The organism is Mycobacterium sp. (assembly GCF_965230835.1).
Lineage (GTDB): Bacteria > Actinomycetota > Actinomycetes > Mycobacteriales > Mycobacteriaceae > Mycobacterium.
In genome coordinates this window covers 2,466,679-2,488,721 of the sequence record NZ_CBDDLW010000002.1, presented here as the reverse complement: position 1 = coordinate 2,488,721, position 22,043 = coordinate 2,466,679, and the positions used below count along the sequence as shown (strand labels likewise).

Below are 22,043 nucleotides of genomic sequence, written 5' to 3'. Positions count from 1 at the left end.
TGTCACCAAACATCTTGGTCGGCTCCGCCGACGGTCAAATCTGCGCGCGAACCAGCATTCGAACAGCGTCCGCCTGCACGGACGCTGGCAGTTGCCAGTTTCGACCCGATCGGGCCATACATATGCTCTTACTTTTCTCTTAATGTTAAGGGGCTGCACGCCGCAGACCAAATCACAACGTACCGCTGTTCGCGGACACAATACTGTGCTCAGGGCCGTGTCTTTCTACCCCAGTTCTCCCTCGCAAGCTAGGGCGTCCTCGCTGAAGACGTCAGGCCGGTTCACAACCCCCAAGTCGCCCGAGCGACCTCACCCATGTTTGGGATGCGGCGCGTTCTCGATCAGATTCCGCGCCCAGCGCAACGTCCATTCGGTCGCTGTCTCGCCGTTGGAGTTCCAGAATTCCGGGGTCGCATACATCGCGTGGACCGGCTGGGCGGCGCCACCAGCGAGTGTATTCAGCGTGGTTGGCAAGTTCGCGGGACTGAAGGCATCCTGCGGAGCAGCACAGATCAAGTCCCCTGGAGCGCAGATCTCATTGGTTCGGCGGTCCAGCGCGCCGAAACCACCCGGCCGCGCGCCGGTCATCGTTAAGCCCAGGCCCGACAGCACCGGCACCTCATGCAAGGTGATCTCGGCGCCCTCACCTGGCGGGTCGGGCGGGATTTCGTTGCCAACACCCTGCTGGCGGCGGCCATCGGCGATGAGCGTCACGCCAAGAACCAGATCCTCGTCAACAGGCCCGCGGCCATTGCCGATATCGCTGGCGACGTCGCCGGCTATTACCGCGCCCTGCGAGAAACCGATCAACACGTAGCTGGTCAACGGGCACTTGTTGTTCATCTCTGTCATTGCCCGGATCATCACGCGGGTGCCTTCGGCCCGGCTGTCGTTATATGACATCTGATTGTCAGCACTGAGCGGATTGTGGAACTGCGCGGTGTAAGGGACTGTGTAGCTTTGCACCCGAGAGGGGGGAAACTCCTCGCTGAGCGGACCCGTCACTTTGAGCAGCAAGGCCCTCGGGAACTGCACCGGGGCAAGTGGGTTTTCCTGAGGCGAGGATTCCCAGGTTCCTGGCACAGCTATCAGCTGCACATCAGGACAGGAGGCGTCTTGGAACGCAGGCCGAGGCTTTTTCGGATGAGTTGCGGTGGCGCCCGGCGGCAATACGCCCGGCGGCACGGCCGTGGGTGAGGATTCCGGGCGGCGCAGCATGATCACCACGGCCACGATCACCAGAGCGACGACCGTCGCCATAGCTCCGGCTGCTATCCAGCCCAGGATCCGGTGGCGCTTTCGCCGGGCGTTCTTGGCCATGTTCTCCTGCCAGCACAGTCGTTGGGTCCATCGATAGGCTCCGGTGCAGATGCGGACGGCCGCGATGTCGCACACTGCCCTCGCAGCCCGAAATCACCCGCACCGCGCGGTGCGACTGCTCCGCCCCCTACTGCACCCCTATCACGGTACCGGCTCGCAACCCGGTGCGGCTGGCTGTCGTGGCGTCGCCAGGTTCTGCGCACGCGAGCGAAAGGGCTCGAAGCGTGGTTAGCTAGCCGATGGCGCCAACAATGTCACCCGACATTGCACCCAGCTGCTGCGACCATGCGCCCCAGCCGTTGTCCCCACCGCTCGGGAAGTCGAAGTGGCCGTTGTGCCCGCCCGACGAGCGGTAGGTCTGGTAAAACATCCTGCTGTTGGCCATCGCCTGGCCAGCTGCGTCGATCATGGCCGCAGGGTCACTGGCCCCCACGTTGGTCGGGCTGTAGACCCATACACGGGTGTTGTTCTGCGCCAACAGATTGATGTGCACGTACGGGTCATGCCACTTCCACCGGCCTAGCTGTGGCGCTCCCCACATTCCGTTGCCGTCCACCCCGCCGAACCGCTGCAAGCCCGCGAGAATCGCGCCGTTTGTCGTGGTGTTCGATGGGTACAGAAACCCCGACAAGGAACCGGCAAAGCCGAAGCGGTCGGGGTGAAATGCCGCCAGCGCCATCGCGCCATAGCCGCCTTGAGATGCACCCACCGCGCCATGACCACCCGGGGCCAGGCCCTTGTTCGCGGCCAACCAATCAGGCAGTTCGGCCGATAGGAAGGTCTCCCACTGCTTGCTCCCATCCTGCTCCCAGTTGGTGTACATGCTGTACGCGCCACCAGCTGGCGCCACCACTGAGATCCCCTTGCCAGCCAGCGTGTTCATCGCGTTGCCCGCAGTCACCCAGTTGGCGACATCCGGAGCGGCGTTGAAGGGATCCAGAAGGTATACCGCGTGCGGCCCGCCCGCCATGAATGCCACCGGAATATCCCGACCCATCGCCGCCGAAGGCACCATCAAAGTCTCGTAGCCAGCCGCTTTGGCCTTGCCAACGAATCCTGCCGATGCCGTCACACCCCCCAGCCCGAGCGCCAGTACCGCAACGCAGAGCACTCGCAGTAGGACCGACAAATCCGGTAAGCGCCTCATGTCCAACCTCCACTGTCCATCCGTCGCCTCCAGATCCAGCGTCGAGCGCGCGTTGCGCCCATGCGGCAAACCCCGGCCCGCACGTAGCTAACCACAGACCGTCCGATCGGATAAAGGAAAATGTCTAACGGCGGCGACCCCTTCGGGTCGCCGCCGTTAGACGTGGTTGTAGATGACGCCAAGGGGCGTCGTTCGCGCTTTAGGTGCCCTCGATGTCGGTGCTGGTGTCCGTGTTCGGGGTCGCTCCCAGTGTGCGCTGCAGGTCGGGCTTCATCGCGTTGAGCTCAGCGCCCCAGTACTCCCAGCTGTGGGTGCCATATTCCGGGAAATTGAACACGGCGTTGTGTCCGCCGCCGGCGATGTAGGCGTCCTGGAACTTGATGTTGCTGGTCCGCACGAAACCTTCAAGGAACTTGGCGGGCAGGTTGTTACCGCCCAAGTCCGACGGCTTGCCGTTACCACAGTAGACCCAGACGCGGGTGTTGTTGGCGATCAGTTTCCCGACGTTCAGCAACGGGTCGTTGCGCTTCCACGCCGGGTCGTCCCGCGGGCCCCACATGTCCGCAGCCTTGTAGCCGCCGGCGTCACCCATCGCCAGGCCGATCAGCGGAGGACCCATCGCCTGAGACGGGTCAAGCAGACCGGACATTGCACCGGCATAGGTGAACTGGTCTGGATGGTTGAGCGCCAAGGACAGCGCCGACGACCCCGCCATAGACAGACCCACCGCAGCGCTTCCGGCGGGCTTGACGCTCTTGTTGCTCGACAGCCACTGCGGAAGCTCGCTGGTTAGGAAGGTCTCCCATTTGTAGGTTTGGCAACCAGCGTTCCCACACGCGGGCCGATACCAGTCGGTGTAGAAGCTGGACTGCCCACCGACAGGCATGATGACCGACAGACCCGACTGGTAGTACCACTCGAAGGCCGGGGTATTGATGTCCCAGCCGTTGAAGTCGTCCTGAGCGCGCAGGCCATCAAGCAGGTAAACCGCGGGTGAGCCGTCCCCGCCGCTTTGGAACTGGATCTTGATATCGCGGCCCATCGCGGCCGAGGGCACCTGAAGGTACTCCACCGGCAAACCTGGCCGGGAAAACGCCCCGGCGGTCGCCGATCCCCCAACGGCGCCGATCAGACCCGGAAGCAGGGCCGCCCCCACAGCTCCGATTGCGAGTCGGCGCGGCATACCGGTCACGGTGCCACGAAGCCTGTCAACAAGATTCATAGATTATTTCCTCATCGTGTAGGCGCGTCGTTTGAGTGGGCGAATCCTGAACTAGGTCAGACTGCATGCGTAACACGCAGCAGTGCCTATGTAGTCAACCACAACTTAGAGCATCCGCCTGCTTCGTGCAGGTTCCTGCGCTCAAGATCCGGAGGCCGCTCACCCCGATCTCGGTTTCATAACAGTGGCCGGAAATCGCATTTCCGCATGTGCGCGGCGTTGGGCGGCCAACCGCGAATGGGTCGAGTGTGATTTGGCTGTCAATATCGGCCGCCGCGATCACCGACGGTCGGATTCATCGATCCAAAGCCGGCCACAGCCGCCCGGAGCCAGTCGGAGAGTCGAGGTCGGTCGGCGGTGGCCGGCGCGCCCTCACGGGGCTGGTGCGGGCCCGTCACCATCGGGCACATCGAGCCCACATCTGACCAGCTCATAGCGCGGAACACGGTTAATCCGGTACTGCGTGAATGCGTATGCATGTCGCAGGTTGGAGATGAACCGATGCACACTCATGGGGGTACGCACCGAGTTGAGCACCGCCTGTGTGGCAGGGCACTGCAGTGCCGCCTCCGCCTGCGCGACCCATTCTTGGTCGAGGTAGCCCGGAACGCCGGGATAGCTCTTCACCCACGGTCCGTCAGCAACCACCCAGTCCGGGAAAAGGTTCTTGTCATGGCCGATGCGCCCGTGCTTCAACCGTTCGGTGTGCGCAGCCAGCGGATTCGCCAACCCGATTTGATCGATCACCCGCACATTCAGACCGACGTTCATACCGAGCATTCCGAGGTTGGTGAAGAACACGGTGTGCTCCGGCTTTTCGACCGCCCGACGGCCCCTCGACGCGCTCGCCGCCGCTACAGGATGATCCATCGGTACGACGTCCCACTGGGTGTAGTTGCCCGATGGCAACAACAACGCCCCGTCCGGTGTTTCATTGAGTGCCGCCAGAACCGCTGCCATCCTCGGATAACCCAGGTAGTCGGCAGCAGTCAGCGGATGCGCTCGCCCGGTAGCCTGCGCGTAAAAGCGCCGCTCGTCAACGATTCCCGAGTAGGTGACCCGGGTGGCGTCATCACCCATTCCAGGCGAATTCGCCGCCCAGAGCGACCAGCCCGCAACCCCCAACCAGAGCAAGCTAGCAACACCGGCCACCCAGTAGCCAGTCTCACGAGCAAACTCCTTTCCGTCCGGCAGCGCCACCGGGATCACCGCTACCGGAGCAAGTAGACAAAACATGGGCGCGAGTAGCACCCGGCCGTGCATGAAGTCGCCGCCTTGACGAATCCAGTACAGCGCCTGCAGCAAGCCGCTGCCAACCATAAAGGCCACCACTGCCGGCGGGCTTTGCACCGCACGGGCCACCCGACCGTAGTTGGGCGCCACCACCGGACGTAGGAAGGACCGCTGCCGCCGGGTGGCCATCAACAGAAATCCCAGCGGCACTAACAGCATTGCCGGCACCCAGAGCAGGTAAGGCTGGTTGAAATTCGCAAGATAGATCGTGCCCTGCGACCACTTGTCGCCGGCGGCATCTTTAGCTAAAGCAGTTCCCGGTACCAGCAATCCGTAGTAGCCCATCCGGAAGATCTGGTAAGCGACCGGCAGCAAACCGCCCGCCACGACAATCAGCAACCGGTTCTGCCAGGTCCGGGCCACGATCAACATCATGATCAGCGCCGCTCCGCCGATCAGCGCCAGCTCGGGTCGGACCAGCACGCTGCATCCGGCGAGAAAGGCCAGCGCGCCGGTGAACACCCGGCCCTCCGGACGCACCCGCAGCGGCTGCGACCAGCAGACCATCATCCACCACAACAGTCCCAGATAAGCCAGTACCAGCCCGCATTCCAGGCCGGACGTAGCGAAGTCGCGCGCCGGCGGCACCGCAATGTAGACCAACGCCCCCGCCGGCAGCATGACCGCGCGACGGCCCCGCAGGCTAGGCGCGTACAACCGGCCGGTCCCCAACATGAGCAGCACCACACCCAGCACCGAAAATGCCAACGCCAGGGTCAGCGCCACGTACTCCAGTCGCAGCGGGCCGCCCACCCAGCCGCCCGCATCTAACAGGTAGGTCCACGCGGTCGAGGTGTTGGCCTCCACTCGCTCGCCGTGATTGAACACCGGCCCGTTGCCGGCAAGCAGATTGCGCACCGTGCGCAGCACAATCAGCCCATCGTCGGCGATCCAGCGACGTCGCCAACTCCCCCAGCCGTAAAGCACCGCGATCACTGACACGCTGATCCACAGGCTTATTCGGACCATGGGGGGGTAAGGAAAGGCCGGCCAACTCCGCGCCCGGACCATTGGTCGGCGGGGCAGCACGTCGCCGTCGCGGACCTTGAGGCCGGGACTAGCCGAAAGCAACGGCGGCACCAACCGTTCCGATCCACGCCAGCGCCAGCAGCTGCAGTACCCGGTCCCGCAGCGCGATGTCCTCTGGCTCCCCCGCCAGCCCACCGTCGACGTCAACGGCATAGCGCAAGATGGCGATGGTGAACGGCACCATCGACACGGCAAACCAGGACCCCGAGTGCTGATCACGCTCAAACGCCCAGAGCCCGTAACAGACCACCACCGCAGTGGCCGACAACGTCCAGACGAAACGCAGATAGGTGCTCGTATAGCTCTCCAGCGACTTGCGGATCTTGGCTCCGGTGCGCTCGGCGAGTTGCAACTCGGCATACCGCTTGCCGGCCACCATGAACAGCGACGCGAACGCCGCCGACAACAAGAACCATTGCGACAGCGGCGTGTCGGTCGCCGCGCCACCAGCGATGGCTCGCAGCAGATAGGCCGACGACACTATGCAGATATCCATCACCGGTTGATGCTTGAGCCCATAGCAATACCCCAGCTGAATGGCCAAGTAGACGGCCATCACCACGGCCAGGTTCGGAGTGAGCAGCCAGGAGACCGCCAGCGAGCTCGCACCCAGCACAGCTGCCAGGCAGTACGCCAACCACTCGGGCACCACACCGGCCGCAATCGGCCGGTACCGTTTGGTCGGGTGCTCGCGGTCGGCGTCGACGTCACGGATGTCGTTGATCAAATAGACCGACGAGGCCGCCAGGCTGAACACCACGAACGCCACGCCCACGTTGCCGAGCAAGTCAACGTAGTTGTACTGGATTCCGCGGCCCGCCGCGGCCAGCGGCGCAGCCAACACCAACACGTTTTTCACCCACTGGCGCGGGCGGATTGCCTTGATTACCCCGGCGACGAGATTAGCCGGAGCTCCGGTGACAGGGACCAGGTCTTCGCTCATCCGGCGGCACCTCCGGTGTTCGGGACGGGCGTGGCGCGCGCACTCACGGCAACGCCCGCAGCGCGGCCGACGATCCGGCTGCCGGAAAAGATCGCTGAACGCAAACCCGCCGCGATGGCCGCACCAATAGCAACACCGGCAGCAACGTCGCTGGGGTAGTGCACACCCAGCAGGACTCGCGACAACGCCATCGGCGAGACCAACACCGCGGCGCACATTGCTGCGGGTAGGCCAGTTGCCCTGCCCATCAGGATCGCCGCCGCAGTCGTCGAGGTGGCATGCGCAGACGGGAAACTCAGCTGGCTGGGTGTCCCCACGTTTACCGCGATGGCCGGGTGGTGCGGTCGCCGGCGTCGCACCACCCGCTTGATCAAGACCGCGGCCGCATGGGCTGCAAACGCACCGGCACCCACCGCCACCCAATCACGGCGCCGGCCCGGCACAAGCAATGCACCGAGTAGCGACACCGCCAGCCAACCCAGGCTGTGCTCACCGAAATGAGAAAGTCCGCGCGCCGTGGTCAGCGCACCCGGGCGATCAGCAAGCGCAAACTGAACGGCCGCCATGGCAGCAACCTCGCCACGCGGTGACTCCAGTTCAGGCATGCTCAGACTCTTGGTTTGTCACCGACACTGCGGCTGGCAGCAGCGCCGTCTCCCACTTCTGTTTGCTGGACAACACTGGTAACGCGTCACGGTATGTCCTGCGCATCTCATCGAACCGTTTCGCAAGCTGGCGCTGTCGACGTATCGACTGCCACAGTAGCGACATCATCTTGGCCCGATCGCGCTGACGGTAAACCACACCGCACCCGTCGGCCGTCGTGACGGTCGCGCCGTCGACAGTAGACAAAAGGAACCAGCGCGCGTCCTGCGTCGGCACGTTGAACTCCGGGCGGCGGTGGTGGCTCGGGTCGGCTCGGGTGAGATTGTGCAGGATCCCGCGAACCAGCCGATAGCCGATGATCAGTGGGTTCACCGGCGGCTTCATCACCTTGTTTTTGTGCAACGGCGGCGGCAGCTCGCTTGCGGCCGGCAGCACCACCGCGTCCGGGTAGTCCTTGCGCATGCGGTGTACTTCCGGCAGCGCCGATTCCAGGATGGAGAAAATGTGCTCGGGACCGGCGAGGAAGTCGTCGATGGCTTTGTTCTGGATGGCGACAGTTGAATACTCTAAACAGGCAAGGTGTTTCAGAGTTGCCTTGAGGTGGCTGCGGACCAGGCCGGTGACGTCGCCGTCCCAGTGCATCGCGGCCACCACCAAGCGGTTACGCAAATGGAAATAGGCCTGCCAGTCGATGGCGTCGTCTTTGTCGCTCCAGGCCATGTGCCAGATCGCGGCGCCGGGCAGCGTGACGGTTGGATAACCGTGCCCGGCAGCCCGCAGCCCGTAGTCGGCGTCGTCCCACTTGATGAATAGCGGTAGTGGCTGTCCCAGCTCTTCGGCAACCTGCCGCGGGATCATGCATGTCCACCAACCGTTGTAGTCGACGTCGATACGCCGGTGCAGCAGCTTGCTGCGTGATTTAGTGCTGTCGGAGTTCTTGCCGCGAGACTTGTCGTCGTTTAACGGGTATTCGGCAAAGTCATGGTCGTACTCGGCGTGCGGCGCGGCCGTCCACATGAACGTCGACCGATCGACCACCTCGCCCATGATGTGCAGGTGCGACGGTTCCTGCAGGTTGAGCATCTGGCCGCCCACGAGCATCGGCACCTTGGCGAAGCGGTGCATTGCCAGCACCCGCAGAATTGAGTCCGGCTCGATGCGGATGTCGTCGTCCATGAACAGAATCTGCTGGCAGTCGGTGTTTTTCAGCGCCTCGTACATCACTCGGCTGTAGCCGCCGGAACCGCCCAGGTTGGGCTGATCGTGGATGGACAGCCGATCGCCCAACCGTGCGGCCGCAGCCGGAAAGTCTGGGTGCTCCCGCATCTTGCGCACGCCCTGATCAGTAACGATCACTGCCCCGACAACGTGGTCCACCAGCGGGTCCGCGGTGAGTTCGGCCAGAGCGTTGACGCAGTCCGCGGGGCGGTTGAAAGTTGGGATGCCAACGGCGATGTTGGCCGTTCCTGGAGCAGGATCGGCCGCATACCAGCCGCCACTGTGCAGCGTGACTGCAGTGTCGGTGGTGATGTCGAACCAAATCCAACCACCGTCCTCGAAGGGCTGCAGCCCCACCTCGACTTCGACGACCGCAGACTGGTCCGCTTCGCTGGCGAATGCGCGGCCCTCAACGAAGATACGTGCACCGGTGGCCTTCGTTCGGTAGACGTCCACGCGCCCGGATCCGGTCAGCTCGACGTGCAATACCACCGACTTGCAGGTCGTCCAGCGCCGCCAGTAGCTGGCTGGAAATGCGTTGAAATACGTGGCGAATGAGACCCCGGACTCCGCACCGATCTGCAGCGAGGTGCGGGTTTCGGCGTGCGCGCGCCGCGCATTTGTGGGCGATTCCTCCAGATACAACTTGCGCACGTCAAGGGGTTCACCCGGGCGCGGCAAGATTATCCGGGACAGCAGGCTTACGGCAGTCATTAGGCGCCGCTCCTCTTCATCGCTTCGGTCTGCTTCGTCGCCGGCGCCGACGCACGCGCACCTTCTTCGAGAAGCGGCGCGCCGTCACTGAGGTGCGGCATCAAGACGTTGTCATACATGTTCAAAGCGCTGGCAATGGCCATATGCATATCCAGATACTGGTAGGTGCCCAAGCGCCCGCCGAACAGTACTTGCGATGACGCGGTCTCGGACTTCGCCCTGGTCCGGTAGGCGGCCAACAGGGCGCGGTCGGCCTCGGTGTTGATCGGATAGTAGGGCTCATCGCCGTGGTCGGCGAACCGGGAGTACTCGCGCATGATCACCGTCTGGTCAGCCGGGTAATCGCGCTCTAGGTGGAAGTGGCGGAACTCGTGGATGCGGGTGTAGGGCACGTCGAGGTCGTTGTAGTTCATCACTGCGGTGCCCTGAAAATCCCCGATCGGCAAAACCTCAAGCTCGAAATCTAAAGTACGCCAACCGAGCCGGCCATCGGCATAGTCGAAATACCGATCGAGCGGGCCGGTGTAGACAACCGGAGCCTGCGGGCTGCTGGCCCGCAATACATCCCGCACGTCAAACCAGTCGGTGCTCAGCCTTACCTCAATGCGGTCGTCGGCGGCCATGTTCGTCAGCCATGCCGTGTAGCCGTCGACGGGCAGGCCCTCATAGGTGTCGCTGAAGTATCGGTTGTCGAAGGTGTAACGCACTGGCAACCGAGTGATATTGCTGGCCGGCAGTTCCTTGGGGTCGGTTTGCCACTGCTTGGCGGTATAACCCTTGACGAACGCTTCGTAGAGCGGACGGCCAATCAGCGAGATGGCCTTTTCCTCGAGATTCTGCGCGTCGGCGGTGTCGATCTCGGCCGCCTGTTCAGCAATCAGCTTGCGAGCTTCCCCGGGAGTGAAGTACTTGCCGAAGAACTGCGAAACCAGGCCCAACCCCATCGGAAACTGGTACGCCTGCCCGTTGTGCATCGCGAATACGCGGTGACGATAGTCGGTGAAGTCGGTGAATTGCCGAACGTAGTCCCAGACCTTCTTGTTGGAGGTATGGAACAGGTGCGCGCCGTACTTGTGGACTTCGATGCCGGTGCGCGGCTCGGGTTCGGAGTACGCGTTGCCACCGATATGCGGGCGGCGCTCGAGGACGAGCACCCGTTTGTTGAGCTGGGTAGCCACGCGCTCGGCAATCGTCAGGCCGAAGAAACCGGAACCGACGACGAAGAGGTCAAAACGAGCGGTCATCGGTTGCCTAGGGTATCTGACCCGGCTGCCAAAGCCCGATTTGATGACTCGCTGGGTAGACATCGGGCCGGTAACGATGACTTATCAGCGACCTGGGGAGATCGCATCTCAAGGCACACACAAGGTCGCGATTGCCTCACGATTCGATATAACCACTCTAGTCACAACAACCTCACTCGTACCATCAACCGTGTGGGGCTTCTGGGGTGCACCCGAGATTCCCGGGGGCACGCAAGACCGACACGATGCGCAGTCCAGTAAGTAGTCCAGATTGAGGAGACTTCAGTGCCGAACCGACGCCGACGCAAGCTCTCGACAGCCATGAGCGCGGTCGCCGCCCTGGCAGTCGCGAGTCCATGTGCGTACTTCCTTGTCTACGAGTCGACCGCAGGCACCGAACCGCAGCCAGAGCACCACGAATTCGTTCAAGCAGCACTGCTCGGCGACCTGCCCGGCGAGCTGATGTCAGCACTGTCGCAAGGGCTTTCACAGTTCGGGATCAACCTGCCACCCGTTCCGAGCCTGACTGGGACCGGTGGCGCCGACACCGGCCTGACCAATCCGGACCTGATGAGCCCTGGGTTGACGAGTCCGGGCCTGACCAGCCCCGACCTCGCGACTCCCGGCCTAACCAGCCCCGACCTCGCGACTCCCGGCCTAACCAGCCCCGGCCTCACGGATCCCGGCCTCACAGATCCCGGCCTCACAGATCCCGGCCTAACCCCTGCCACACCCGGAGCAGCGCCGACTGCAGGTACCGGCCTCACCGACCCCGCGCTAACCAGTCCGGCCGGTGTGACACCGGGCCTGACCAGCCCGGCTGGCTTGGATCCCACACTCACGTCACCCGGCATGGGCGCCAACGAAGTGCCAATCACCACGCCGGTCGGAATGGACCCCGGGCTCGACGGCACCTATCCGATCCTGGGTGACCCGAGCCTGGGCGGAACCGGCGCGACCGCGTCGGGCACCGGCGGCAGCGGTGGCATCGTCCAAGACGTGATGGACGCGGCCAACCAGCTAGGCGCCGGCCAGGCCATCGACCTGATCAAGGGCGTATTGATGCCATCGATCATGCAGGCCGTCCAGAATGGCGGCGGCGCAGCGCCGGCTGGCGCCGCCGCGCCGGCGGTTCCCGCACCGGCTGTTCCCGCCGCGGCGCCACCAGTGGCGGCACCGTTGACCTAGAAGCCTGCCACCTGACGACACCGCAGAGTCACACTGGATACCCGGGCCTTGGCAAAGCCCAACCAGCCACCCATCCTCTGCGGTGTCGTCGACAGGTTCCGCCCGAATAGACCGTGTCGCCCCATCAGCAACACTAGAAACACAAGTAACATTGGCTGGTGCCGTCTCGTAGCCGCGCGCCGACCATGCTGCTCACCGCAATCGCAGCAACACTCGTCCTGGTCGCGTGGATGATGAACCGTCCGCCCGACAACCCGTCGGGCGACACAGCTGACCCAACGCAGGCTCACGACACCCAATTCGCCGAAAAGCCGCTGGTCGGCCTGGGCGGCGGTGTGACGGTACGCGAAATCAGCCAGGAAACCGAATTCTCGTTGGTGGTCCTCACCGGCGATCTGACCGGCACGTCCGCGCGTATCCGCGCCAAACACTCGGACGGTTCGTGGGGGTCGTGGTACCAAGCCGACTACGAAACCGAAGCGCCCGATCCGGCGAGCGCCGAAGACACCCGCAGCACCAATCCCGTGTTCGTGGGCGCCACCACCACCGTGCAAATCGCGGTCACCCGCCCAATCGACGCGCCGGTAACCCAAATGCCAGCCGACTCACCAAGCAACGCGTCCGAGCCGGGCAGCCTCGGATACCGGCCGGCATCCCATGAACAGCCGCTGGGCCAGAACATATCCGCGATCCTCATTTCACCGCCGCAGGCACCAGCCGGAACGCATTGGACCCCGCCGACCGGGGTCATGATGCCAGGCCAACCGCCCAAGATCATCAGTCGTGCGGAGTGGGGTGCCGACGAGTCGCTGCGCTGCGGTATGCCGGAGTACGACAACGGGGTTCGGGCGGCGGTGATCCATCACACGGCTGGCAGCAATGACTATTCACCGCTGGAGTCGGCCGGGATCGTCAAAGCCATATACACCTACCACAGCAAAACACTGGGCTGGTGCGACATCGCGTACAACGCACTGGTCGACAAGTACGGCCAAGTGTTCGAAGGCAGTGCCGGTGGTCCCACTAACCCGGTCGAAGGCTTCCACACCGGCGGGTTCAACCGCGACACCTGGGGGGTCGCAATGATCGGAAACTTCGACGACGTGGCGCCGACCCCTATCCAGATCCGTACCGTCGGGCGACTGCTCGGCTGGCGGCTGGGCATGAACGACGTCGACCCGAAAGGCTCGGTCGAACTAGAGTCAACGGGTAGCTCCTACACCACCTTTCCCGATGGTGCTATCGCGAAGCTGCCCACCATCTTCACCCACCGCGACGTTGGGAACACCGACTGCCCGGGCAACAATGCCTACGCCCTGATGGACGAGATCCGGGACATCGCATCGCATTTCAACGACCCGCCCGAGGAGTTGATCAAGGCGCTCCAAGGCGGTGCAATCTACCAGCGATGGCAGGCAATGGGCGGCATGAACAGCATTCTCGGCGCACCAACATCACCAGAGCAAGAGGCGCAGGGCGCAGCCCGGTACGCGACTTTCGCAAAGGGCGCGATGTACTGGTCACCCGAGACCGGGGCCAATCCTGTCACGGGTGCGATCTACGAAGCCTGGGCCTCGCAAAGCTACGAGCACGGTCCGCTGGGTCTACCGACCAGCGCCGAGATCCAAGAGCCGCTGCGGATCACGCAGAACTTTCAGCATGGGACGCTGAACTTCGAACGGCTCACGGCCAACATCACCAGGGTTGTCAACGGAATCACCGTGCCGCTGCCCACACATACACCGCGAGGCCCGACAGTGCCTCCTGAACACTTCTCGCTGCCCAGACACCCCGCCTAGACCGACCAGCTCAGATCGGCCTTTACCGCCGCACGCTCGGTGCCATCACCGAGTCGGCCACCAGCGTTCCAACACCCGCGCGACGCCGTCGTCGGTATTGGCCGCGGTGACTTCGTCGGCAGCGGCCAGCACGTCAGGATGGGCGTTCTGCATCGCTACGCCATGCCCAGCCCGGAGCAGCATCGGCACGTCATTGGGCATATCACCGAATGCCACGACTCCCGCATCCGCGATCCCGAGCGGTCGCGCGATCTCTTCGACGCCGGTGGCCTTGCTGATTCCCGACGGCATGATCTCGACCAGCCCATTGCCTGTGGAGTAGGTGAGATCACCCTCGATCCCCCCATGCTTGGCCAGCTCGGCGACCATGTCTGCGCTCGTGGCACCGGTTTTGCGGATCAGCAATTTGATCGCGGGTGCGCTGAGCAGATCTTCGATCGAAACCTCCGTGTTGTCCGGGTTGAGCCACGCGTGCTCGTAGCCCGGCGAGCTGACGAATTGGGGAGTCGCGGTATCGTGCGCGCGGTCTCCGATCCGCTCGACCGCAAGCCCGGCGCCCGGGATGACATGAGCCGCGATCTGCGCCAACTCGGCCAGCGCGTCGACCGATAGCATGCGTGCCGACACGACCCGATCTGCCGCTGGGTCATAAATCACCGCACCGTTGGCGCATACGGCCATCGGCGCAAAACCGAGCGCGTCAACGACCGGCCGCACCCAGCGCGGCGGGCGGCCGGTGGCCAGAACGAATTGCGCGCCGTCGGCGACAGCGGCGCGAACCGCGTCGCGCGTCCAGGCAGTCAGTCGTTCCTGATCATCGAACAACGTGCCGTCGACGTCGCATGCAATCAGCGCGGGCAACGTCATGGAAGTCATCGAAACAAAGTCGTCAGTGCCATCCGCTTTCGCCAGGCACTCGGGTGGTGGCGCCGCTGTACCTTTGCGTCAGCTCGCTGGGCCAGTTCAGACATTCGGATTGTCCTCGATTCAATCAGGCCCGGCGCACCGCCACCGAGCCGCCGCGGCACCCACTATGCCCTTTTGGGATGCGGGTACTGCTCCTGCACTTCGTGAAGCAACGCTGAAGTCCACATAGCTGGTGTGGTTGAGCGCGAGCACAGCGCCGCCATGCTCGGGATGTTTTCGAGACCATGGAAGGTGATCTTGTTTCCGTTTGCCGCGGCGACCGCCGGAACGAGGGCTTCCAATAGCCGGAAGAACGGCTCCGCCATGTCCCTCTCCCCCAGCTCTGCGGTCACTGCCGCGGCATACGATTATGGGCCTCTTCAGCGTCCATAGCGGCAGCCTCGGCCACAGTCGGGGCGCCGCCGCCCAACCGACGCGGCACCCAATCCGCGCCTTCCAGGTGGGCATACCCCTGCTGAGCCTGATACAGCAAGGCCGTCATCGACTCGCGCAGAACGTCGTTGGTCGCCACAATATCGTGAGCGGCATCCAGCGGAGCACCTATCTGCACCGTAATCGGAACCTTGTTCCGGCCCAAGTGTTTTGGGTGGCCTTTCGTCCAGATCCGCTGGGAACCCCAGACGATCAGAGGGATGATGGGCACCTTCGCCTCGACTGCCATTCTGGCTGCGCCCGTCTTGAAATCTTTCAGTTCGAAACTACGACTAATAGTGGCCTCCGGGTAGACCGCGACCACCTCTCCCTCGCGCAGGCGCTGCACCGCCAAAGCGTATGCGCCAGCCCCGGCGCTCCGGTCCACAGGAATAGCCCGATTGTGTTTGATCAGAAAGCGGACCAACCGCACCCTTTGCATCTCGGCCTTCACCATGAATCTCAGCCGCCGACGCCGACGCCGCACGGCCAACGCGGCCGGGATCCAATCGACATAGCCAGTGTGATTGATGGCAACTACGGCACCGCCGGTAACCGGAATGTTCTCCACACCGATATAGCTGATCCGAGTGCCAGTGGCCAACACCGACAATCGGGCCAGAACCTCGCAAGCGCGGTAGGTGGGCTCGGCCATCGGTCACTGCTCCGGCGCCGCGCGATGTGCCCGTTCGACGCGCCGGGCCTCCCTCGCTGCCGCCTCTTGCGCGTCCAGGCGAGCCACCTCAGCCAAGGACGGAGCGCCGCCGCCCAATCGGTGTGGCACCCAGAACGCGCCTGCTGGATGCGGTCCGTAGTGTTCTTGCGCCCGTTCAAGCAAATGCTGCATCCGGGAGTGCAGCAGGCCCTTCAACTCGGTGGCAGCCAGCGTTGGTTGGATCGGTTCGCCAACCAACACCGTTATCGGAACCTTCGGGCGAAACAGCTTTTTGGGGTGGTCCTTGGTCCAGATCCGCTGTGCGCCCCACACGATCGTCGGGATGATCGGTACATCGGCTTCGATCGACATCCGAGCTGCCCCGGCCTTAAATTCCTTGATCTCGAAACTACGACTGATCGTCGCTTCGGGGTAGACCCCGACTAGTTCGCCGGCTTTAAGCATTGCCACCGCTGCGTCGTAAGACGCAGCGCCGTCTTTGCGGTCGACCGCGATATGCCGCAGGCTGCGCATGATCGGCCCGGTGATCTTGTGCTCGAACACCTCCTGCTTAGCCATGAACCGCACCTTGCGCCCAAGCTTCTGCCTGTAGGCCGGCAAACCCGCGAAGGTAAAGTCGAGGTAGCCCGTGTGGTTGATCGCGATGACGGCCCCACCGCTGTCGGGGAGATGATCTACCCCGCTTACCGCGATCCGGAGCCCTTGGATACGCCACGTCAACCGGGCAAGCTGAATGACAGTCGCATATACCGGTTCCACAGCACTTCAGCCTAGTGCTCCCGGCCGCGCGCCGCCCGAGGTGGGGAAGAGAGCTGATCGTTGTCGTTCCCGAAATCACCGCCCCCAGTGCCAGCAGTGGTCAAACGTCTTGCCAGCGGTAGACCCATCCTTGCCATCTGGGTCAACGCCAACAGCGGTGTCACTTTCCGGGTGGGCACACGGACTGAGTTCATCAAAGTTGCCGAGGCCAGCGCCGTGAACTTCGGCGGCGAAGTGCGGCGCCTGCGTTGGGCAGCCCGCTATGTGGCGGTGCCGCGGGTTCTGGGACATGGAGTCGAGGGGAATACGGCCTGGCTGCACACGAGAGCACTGCCCGGCCTTTCCGCGGTGCACCCGCGCTGGCTAGCAGAACCGGAGGCGGCGATCCGGGCCATCGGGTCAGGGCTGCGCATGCTCCATGACAGACTGCCGGTGCGATCGTGTCCGTTCGACTGGTCGGCAACCACCCGGATCGCGCCGCTGTCACCGGCGAAAAGAGCAGAGTTGGGCCAACCCCCGGCGATCGATCAGTTGGTGGTGTGTCACGGCGACGCCTGTTCGCCCAACACGCTGATAGACAGTGCTGGACACTGTTGCGGACATGTCGACATCGGGGACCTCGGAGTCGCCGACCGGTGGGCAGACCTTGCCGTGGCAACTCTCGCGTTGCAGTGGAACTATCCCGGCCACGATTCCGAGGCGAACCTGCTCGCCGCCTACGGTGTCGATCCGGACCCGCCGCGCATCGACTATTACCGGCGGCTGTGGCGGGGGTCGCGTCTCATCGCTGGTGTAAATGGTCACGGGCGTAGGTTCCGTCGCAACCGACGAAAGCTATGAAGGAGGGGCTACGCCCGTGACCAAGCGAGTATCGCCGATTGAGCGTGTGCGTGTTGAGATGGATCAGTTGTTCGCCGCGACCGAGCGGCCGTTGACCGAGATTTTGGAGGAGGTCGGGCGGTTATCGGTGCGTCTGGTGTTTCAGGTCGCCGTGGAGGCCGAGGTAGAAGCAGTGTTGGGCCGAGCCCGTCACCAGCGTCGGGTTCAGGACGGCCCGGGCGGGTACCGCAATGGGTATCAACCGCCGGCGACGGTGAAGACCACGATGGGCTCGGTCGAATTATGCCGCCCGAAACTACGCGACACCGACGAGCGGTTCTGTTCGCGGCTATTCGGTGCCGGGGTGACGCGCACCCACGCTCTGGAGGCGTTGGTGATTTCGGGATGGGTGCGCGGTTTGTCGGATCGCGACATCGAGGCCGCGTTGGCCGAGGTGCTGGGCTCGCAGGCGGCGTTGTCGCGCTCGACGGTGAGCCGGATTTGTGCGGCCATCAAAGACGAGTTCGCTGCGTGGTCGTCTCGACGCCTTGATGAGCTGGTGTTGGACTACCTGTTCTTGGATGCCTCGAACTTTCGGATGCATCCCAACGCCCCGGCCGAGCCGGTGCTGGCCGCCTGGGGCATCTGCACCGACGGCAAGCCCCTGTTTATTGGGCTGGCCCCAGCCGCAGCGGAGTCGGCTGATGCGTGGGCCGACTTCTTGGCTGACCTGAGGAACCGGGGACTACGCCCGCCGCTACTGGGCATCTCCGACGGGGCGCCGGGCCTGATCGCCGCATGGGAGACCACGTTTCCGGCAAGCCTGCGTCAGCGGTGTCTGATCCATCGCTGCCGTAACGTCATCGCCAAGACACCTGTCGCGGTCCAGGACGAGATCAAAGCCGCGTTCTGGTCGATCTTCGATGACATTGACCAGCCACCCGGCCAGCAGGCCGTGGATGAAGCCACCCGCCGCGCCGAGGAGTTCACCACCACATACCGCGGGCTCTACCCAGCCGCGGTCGCTTGCCTGGCCAACGACTTCGCCTCGCTGAGCGTGCATTTGCGCTTCCCCCGCCAACACTGGACACGCATCCGCCATTCCAACCTCATCGAACGCACCTTCGGAGAATCCCGTCGCCGGGTCAAGGTCATCGGCCGCCTACCCGGCGAAACCAGCTGTCTGTCGCTGGTATGGGCCGTCCTCGACCGCGCCAGCCGCGGCTGGCGCGGAGTCACCCAAACATCAGCGACCAGCCGCCACCTCCAAGAACTACGCCACCAACTGCTCGAGCCACCCCGCCCACTGCATCCCCCCACCACAACAACCACGACCGACACCACCGCCGCGTAACATGACCACCAGGAACATGCGCCCAGCGTTTTTACACCAGTCCTAAGACGCCACCCTGAGGATGATGGATCGCGCTAGGATCGTAGCGGCGCTTTGCGTTGAAAAGTCACCACGCGTCAAGGGCCCCGAAAGGAATTTGTGCAGCTTACGAGCGTAGGTCACGCGGGCTTTCTGATCCAGACCGAAGCAGGCAGCATTCTGTGCGATCCGTGGGTCAATCCGGCCTACTTCGCGTCCTGGTTCCCGTTCCCCGACAACAGCGCGCTGGACTGGGACGCCTTGGGCGATTGCGACTACCTCTACATCTCGCACCTGCACAAAGACCACTTCGATGCTCGGCACCTGGCCGCACACGTCAACAAGGACGCAGTGGTGCTGCTGCCCGACTACCCGGTGCCCGACCTACGACACGAGCTAGAAAAGCTGGGATTTCACCAGTTCTTCGAAACCAGCGACTCGGTTAAGCATCGGCTCACCGGACCCCGGGGCGACCTCGACATCATGATCGTCGCGCTGCGGGCGCCGGCCGACGGCCCGCTTGGAGACTCGGCACTGGTGGTGTCGGACGGCGTGACAACGACTCTCAACATGAACGATTCGCGGCCGATCGATCTTGCGGCGCTGACATCGGAATTCGGCCATATCGACGTCCACTTGCTGCAGTACTCCGGAGCCATCTGGTATCCGATGGTGTATGACATGCCCGCGCGAGCCAAAGAGGCATTCGGCACCCAAAAACGACAGCGCGGCATGGACCGGGCTCGCCAGTACATCGCCCAGGTCGGCGCGACCTGGGTGGTGCCGTCCGCCGGACCACCCTGTTTCTTGGACCCGGATCTGCGCCACCTCAACGACGACAGCAACGATCCGGCCAATATCTTCCCTGACCAGATGGTCTTCTTAGACCAAATGCGCCAACACGGCAACCCCGGTGGATTACTGATGATTCCTGGCTCAACCGCGGATTTCACCGGACAAACTCTTAACTACTTGCAACACCCGCTACCTACCGACCAGGTCGAGGCAATTTTCACGACCGGTAAGGCGGCGTACATCGCCGACTACGCAGAGCGTAAGGCCGCCGCGCTAGCCGCAGAGCGCGCCAGCTGGGCCCCCGCAACCGGCGACCCGCTGCTAGAACCCCTGCGCGCATTGTTCGAGCCGATCATGGTGCAAAGCGACGAGATCTGCGATGGGATCGGCTACCCCGTCGAGCTGGTCATCGGTCCCGAAACCATCATTTTGGATTTTCCTAAACGCGCTGTGCGGGAACGGATTCCCGATGAAAAGGTTCGGTACGGATTTGCCATCGCGCCGGAACTGGTACGCACGGTGCTGCGTGATCGCGAACCCGACTGGGTCAATACCATCTTTTTGTCCACCCGCTTTCGCGCATGGCGTGTTGGCGGCTACAACGAGTACCTGTACACATTCTTCAAGTGCCTGACCGACGAGCGGATCGCCTACGCCGATGGCTGGTTCGCCGAGACTCATGACGATTCTGCGTCGATCACCCTCGACGGCTGGGAGATTCAGCGCCGTTGCCCCCATCTCAAAGCTGATCTCTCGAAGTTCGGCGTCGTAGAGGGCAATACTCTGACCTGCAACTTGCACGGATGGCAATGGCGCCTGGATGACGGCCGCTGCATCACCGCACGGGGCCATCCGCTTCGGAGTGCACGGTCATGAAGCAGTTTTACGATGACGGGCTGGTCCAGCTGGATCGCGCCGCGGTCACACTGCGCCGCTACCACTTTCCGTCAGGAACGGCGAAAATCATTGCCCTGGACCAGATCTGGGGCTACGAAGCACAGCCGCTGGGTCTGCTCATGCACCGGTTTCGCATTTGGGGCAGCTCCGACCTCCAACGCTGGCTGCCGCTGGATGTGCACCGGCCGCTCAGGTCGACGTTAATCACCCTGGACGTACCCAGGGTGCGGTTCAAACCCGCCTTCACGCCGGTCCGCCCAGACGATTTCACGGCATTGCTGGACGAACTGCTCAGCCAACGCGGCTAAAGCATTCCCGTTTGATGGTCGCGCCGAACCCAGCCGTCTACCCCGGACTCGCGCCGAGGATCGGCGTGTGGCCGCCACTACCCAACGGGCTCAAGCAACTCAGTACCGACAAAGGGGACCAGCGCGTCAGGCACACGCACAGTGCCGTCGGGCCGCTGATGGTTCTCCAGGATTGACACCAACCACCGGGTGGTGCCCAATGTGCCATTGAGCGTGGCCGCGATCTGCGGCTTGCCGTTCGCGTCCCGATAGCGAGTAGCTAGCCGGCGCGCCTGAAACGTCGTGCAGTTCGACGTCGAGGTCAGCTCGCGGTAGGTGCCCTGCGACGGAACCCACGCCTCGCAGTCGAATTTGCGCGCGGCCGATGTGCCGAGGTCACCAGCGGCCACGTCGACCACCCGATACGGCACCTCAATGCGCGCCAGCATCTCACGCTGCCAGCTCAGCAGCCGTTCATGCTCAGCCTCAGCATCAGCGGGCGCGCAGTAGACAAAACCCTCGACTTTGTCGAACTGATGTACCCGGATGATGCCGTGTGTGTCCTTGCCGTAGCTGCCAGCCTCGCGGCGAAAACACGACGACCAGCCCGCATACCGCAACGGCCCACCGGAGAGGTCCAAGATCTCGTCGGCGTGGTAGCCGGCCAAGGGCACTTCAGAGGTGCCGACCAGGTAGAGGTCATCGGCCTCCAACCGATATACCTCATCGGCGTGGGCCCCCAGGAATCCGGTGCTGGCCATCACCTCCGGCCGCACCAGAACCGGCGGAATCATGGGCGTGAAACCGTTCTCGACAGCCATGCGCAATGCCAGCTGCAATAGCCCCAGCTGCAACAGAGCGCCCCGACCGGTGAGGAAGTAGAAGCGCGACCCGGAGACCTTGGCGCCGCGCTGCATGTCGATCAGGCCCAGCGCTTCGCCGAGTTCTAGATGGTTCTGGGGATCTTCGATCGCCGCAGGCTCACCAACAACATCCAGTACTGCGAAGTCATCCGCGCCTCCGGCAGGCACACCGTCCAAGATGACGTTCGACAGCGCCATGTGTGCCGCGGTGAACGCGACCTCAGCCTCATACTGACTCGCTTCGGCGCGTTTGACCTGTTCGGCTAGCTCCTTGGCACGCCGCAGCAGCGCCGGGCGCTCCTCCGCTGTCGCGGCACCCACACTCTTGCTGGCGGCTTTTTGCTCCGCTCGCAGCGAGTCGGCCGCTGAAATCGAGGCTCGGCGAGCGGCGTCGGCCGCTAGCAGGGTATCTACCAGCGCCGGGTCCTCGCCTCGGCTGAGTTGGGAACGGCGTACCAAGTCGGGGTCTTCCCGGAGCAGCTTCAGGTCGATCACGGGCGCAAGACTACTTTTG

Annotated in this window: 18 protein-coding genes and 1 pseudogene; 6 read left to right on the top strand and 13 right to left on the bottom strand. The window is 63.6% G+C overall.

Annotated features, from left to right (window positions below):
• Nucleotides 1-309: 309 nt before the first annotated feature.
• From ACO07W_RS11805 to glf, 8 genes are all read right to left on the bottom strand, one after another.
• Nucleotides 310-1,320 carry a cutinase family protein gene (locus tag ACO07W_RS11805; protein ID WP_421843382.1) on the bottom strand — a complete coding sequence of 337 codons (1,011 nt, stop codon included), beginning with the start codon at nt 1,318-1,320 and terminating at the stop codon, nt 310-312.
• 232 nt (nt 1,321-1,552) lie between these two features.
• Nucleotides 1,553-2,467: an esterase family protein gene (locus ACO07W_RS11800; protein ID WP_421843381.1), complete on the bottom strand. Its 915-nt coding sequence runs from the start codon at nt 2,465-2,467 to the stop codon at nt 1,553-1,555.
• 199 nt (nt 2,468-2,666) lie between these two features.
• Complete coding sequence (ag85A, locus tag ACO07W_RS11795; RefSeq protein WP_421843380.1) at nt 2,667-3,689, bottom strand: diacylglycerol acyltransferase/mycolyltransferase Ag85A; 1,023 nt, start codon at nt 3,687-3,689, stop codon at nt 2,667-2,669.
• Nucleotides 3,690-4,061: 372 nt separating this feature from the next.
• Complete coding sequence (aftB, locus tag ACO07W_RS11790) at nt 4,062-6,065, bottom strand: terminal beta-(1->2)-arabinofuranosyltransferase (RefSeq protein WP_421843379.1); 2,004 nt, start codon at nt 6,063-6,065, stop codon at nt 4,062-4,064.
• Nucleotides 6,040-6,954, bottom strand: a complete 915-nt coding sequence (locus tag ACO07W_RS11785) for a decaprenyl-phosphate phosphoribosyltransferase (RefSeq protein ID WP_421843378.1) — start codon at nt 6,952-6,954, stop codon at nt 6,040-6,042. Before ACO07W_RS11785 ends, aftB begins: the two co-directional genes overlap by 26 nt.
• Nucleotides 6,951-7,559: a phosphatase PAP2 family protein gene (locus tag ACO07W_RS11780; protein WP_421843376.1), complete on the bottom strand. Its 609-nt coding sequence runs from the start codon at nt 7,557-7,559 to the stop codon at nt 6,951-6,953. The genes ACO07W_RS11785 and ACO07W_RS11780 overlap by 4 nt, the downstream gene beginning before the upstream one ends.
• Nucleotides 7,552-9,492: a glycosyltransferase gene (locus ACO07W_RS11775; RefSeq protein WP_421843374.1), complete on the bottom strand. Its 1,941-nt coding sequence runs from the start codon at nt 9,490-9,492 to the stop codon at nt 7,552-7,554. The genes ACO07W_RS11780 and ACO07W_RS11775 overlap by 8 nt, the downstream gene beginning before the upstream one ends.
• Nucleotides 9,492-10,736 carry a UDP-galactopyranose mutase gene (gene glf, locus ACO07W_RS11770; protein WP_421843372.1) on the bottom strand — a complete coding sequence of 415 codons (1,245 nt, stop codon included), beginning with the start codon at nt 10,734-10,736 and terminating at the stop codon, nt 9,492-9,494. Before glf ends, ACO07W_RS11775 begins: the two co-directional genes overlap by 1 nt.
• 285 nt (nt 10,737-11,021) lie before the next feature.
• Here glf and ACO07W_RS11765 point away from each other — a divergent pair, with 285 nt between their 5' ends.
• Both ACO07W_RS11765 and ACO07W_RS11760 read left to right on the top strand, forming a co-directional pair.
• Nucleotides 11,022-11,924 carry a hypothetical protein gene (locus ACO07W_RS11765; protein ID WP_421843370.1) on the top strand — a complete coding sequence of 301 codons (903 nt, stop codon included), beginning with the start codon at nt 11,022-11,024 and terminating at the stop codon, nt 11,922-11,924.
• A 158-nt stretch (nt 11,925-12,082) separates the two neighbouring features.
• Nucleotides 12,083-13,723 (top strand): N-acetylmuramoyl-L-alanine amidase, encoded by a 1,641-nt coding sequence (locus tag ACO07W_RS11760; RefSeq protein WP_421843368.1) that lies wholly within the window; start codon nt 12,083-12,085, stop codon nt 13,721-13,723.
• A 45-nt stretch (nt 13,724-13,768) separates the two neighbouring features.
• Here ACO07W_RS11760 and ACO07W_RS11755 read toward each other — a convergent pair whose 3' ends face one another.
• The 4 genes and pseudogenes from ACO07W_RS11755 to ACO07W_RS11740 all read right to left on the bottom strand — a co-directional run bounded on the left by ACO07W_RS11755 (nt 13,769) and on the right by ACO07W_RS11740 (nt 16,496).
• Nucleotides 13,769-14,590: an HAD family hydrolase gene (locus ACO07W_RS11755; RefSeq protein WP_421843366.1), complete on the bottom strand. Its 822-nt coding sequence runs from the start codon at nt 14,588-14,590 to the stop codon at nt 13,769-13,771.
• Between the two features lie 195 nt (nt 14,591-14,785).
• A pseudogene (locus tag ACO07W_RS11750) lies at nt 14,786-14,955 on the bottom strand (1-acyl-sn-glycerol-3-phosphate acyltransferase); the annotation flags it as partial.
• 23 nt (nt 14,956-14,978) lie between these two features.
• A complete protein-coding gene (locus ACO07W_RS11745) occupies nt 14,979-15,716 on the bottom strand; it encodes a lysophospholipid acyltransferase family protein (RefSeq protein ID WP_421843364.1) in 738 nt (245 codons plus the stop codon).
• 3 nt (nt 15,717-15,719) lie between these two features.
• Complete coding sequence (locus ACO07W_RS11740) at nt 15,720-16,496, bottom strand: lysophospholipid acyltransferase family protein (protein ID WP_421843362.1); 777 nt, start codon at nt 16,494-16,496, stop codon at nt 15,720-15,722.
• 60 nt (nt 16,497-16,556) lie between these two features.
• On the opposite strand from ACO07W_RS11740, the gene ACO07W_RS11735 reads away from it, so the two are divergent.
• The 4 genes from ACO07W_RS11735 (at nt 16,557) to ACO07W_RS11720 (ending at nt 20,687) form a co-directional block, all read left to right on the top strand.
• Nucleotides 16,557-17,336 (top strand): phosphotransferase, encoded by a 780-nt coding sequence (locus ACO07W_RS11735; RefSeq protein WP_421843360.1) that lies wholly within the window; start codon nt 16,557-16,559, stop codon nt 17,334-17,336.
• Between the two features lie 58 nt (nt 17,337-17,394).
• The gene (locus ACO07W_RS11730; protein ID WP_421840071.1) at nt 17,395-18,669 is read left to right on the top strand and encodes an IS256 family transposase; all 1,275 of its coding nucleotides are present in this window, start codon (nt 17,395-17,397) and stop codon (nt 18,667-18,669) included.
• A 138-nt stretch (nt 18,670-18,807) separates the two neighbouring features.
• Nucleotides 18,808-20,358 (top strand): Rieske 2Fe-2S domain-containing protein, encoded by a 1,551-nt coding sequence (locus tag ACO07W_RS11725; protein ID WP_421843358.1) that lies wholly within the window; start codon nt 18,808-18,810, stop codon nt 20,356-20,358.
• Nucleotides 20,355-20,687: a hypothetical protein gene (locus tag ACO07W_RS11720; RefSeq protein ID WP_421843356.1), complete on the top strand. Its 333-nt coding sequence runs from the start codon at nt 20,355-20,357 to the stop codon at nt 20,685-20,687. Before ACO07W_RS11725 ends, ACO07W_RS11720 begins: the two co-directional genes overlap by 4 nt.
• 77 nt (nt 20,688-20,764) lie before the next feature.
• Here the strand turns inward: ACO07W_RS11720 and serS are convergent, their stop codons facing one another.
• Nucleotides 20,765-22,024, bottom strand: a complete 1,260-nt coding sequence (gene serS, locus ACO07W_RS11715) for a serine--tRNA ligase (RefSeq protein WP_421843354.1) — start codon at nt 22,022-22,024, stop codon at nt 20,765-20,767.
• Between the last annotated feature and the right edge of the window lie 19 nt (nt 22,025-22,043).

Bases quoted from the DNA above. Each gene is read 5' to 3' on its own strand.
- ACO07W_RS11800 (WP_421843381.1), bottom strand. From the start codon at position 2,467: ATGAGGCGCTTACCGGATTTGTCGGTCCTACTGCGAGTGCTCTGCGTT.
- ACO07W_RS11775 (WP_421843374.1), bottom strand. From the start codon at position 9,492: ATGACTGCCGTAAGCCTGCTGTCCCGGATAATCTTGCCGCGCCCGGGT.
- ACO07W_RS11730 (WP_421840071.1), top strand. From the start codon at position 17,395: ATGGATCAGTTGTTCGCCGCGACCGAGCGGCCGTTGACCGAGATTTTG.
- ACO07W_RS11720 (WP_421843356.1), top strand. From the start codon at position 20,355: ATGAAGCAGTTTTACGATGACGGGCTGGTCCAGCTGGATCGCGCCGCG.
- glf (WP_421843372.1), bottom strand. From the start codon at position 10,736: ATGACCGCTCGTTTTGACCTCTTCGTCGTCGGTTCCGGTTTCTTCGGC.
- ACO07W_RS11805 (WP_421843382.1), bottom strand. From the start codon at position 1,320: ATGGCCAAGAACGCCCGGCGAAAGCGCCACCGGATCCTGGGCTGGATA.
- ACO07W_RS11755 (WP_421843366.1), bottom strand. From the start codon at position 14,590: ATGACGTTGCCCGCGCTGATTGCATGCGACGTCGACGGCACGTTGTTC.
- ACO07W_RS11780 (WP_421843376.1), bottom strand. From the start codon at position 7,559: ATGCCTGAACTGGAGTCACCGCGTGGCGAGGTTGCTGCCATGGCGGCC.
- ACO07W_RS11785 (WP_421843378.1), bottom strand. From the start codon at position 6,954: ATGAGCGAAGACCTGGTCCCTGTCACCGGAGCTCCGGCTAATCTCGTC.
- ag85A (WP_421843380.1), bottom strand. From the start codon at position 3,689: ATGAATCTTGTTGACAGGCTTCGTGGCACCGTGACCGGTATGCCGCGC.
- ACO07W_RS11745 (WP_421843364.1), bottom strand. From the start codon at position 15,716: ATGGCCGAGCCCACCTACCGCGCTTGCGAGGTTCTGGCCCGATTGTCG.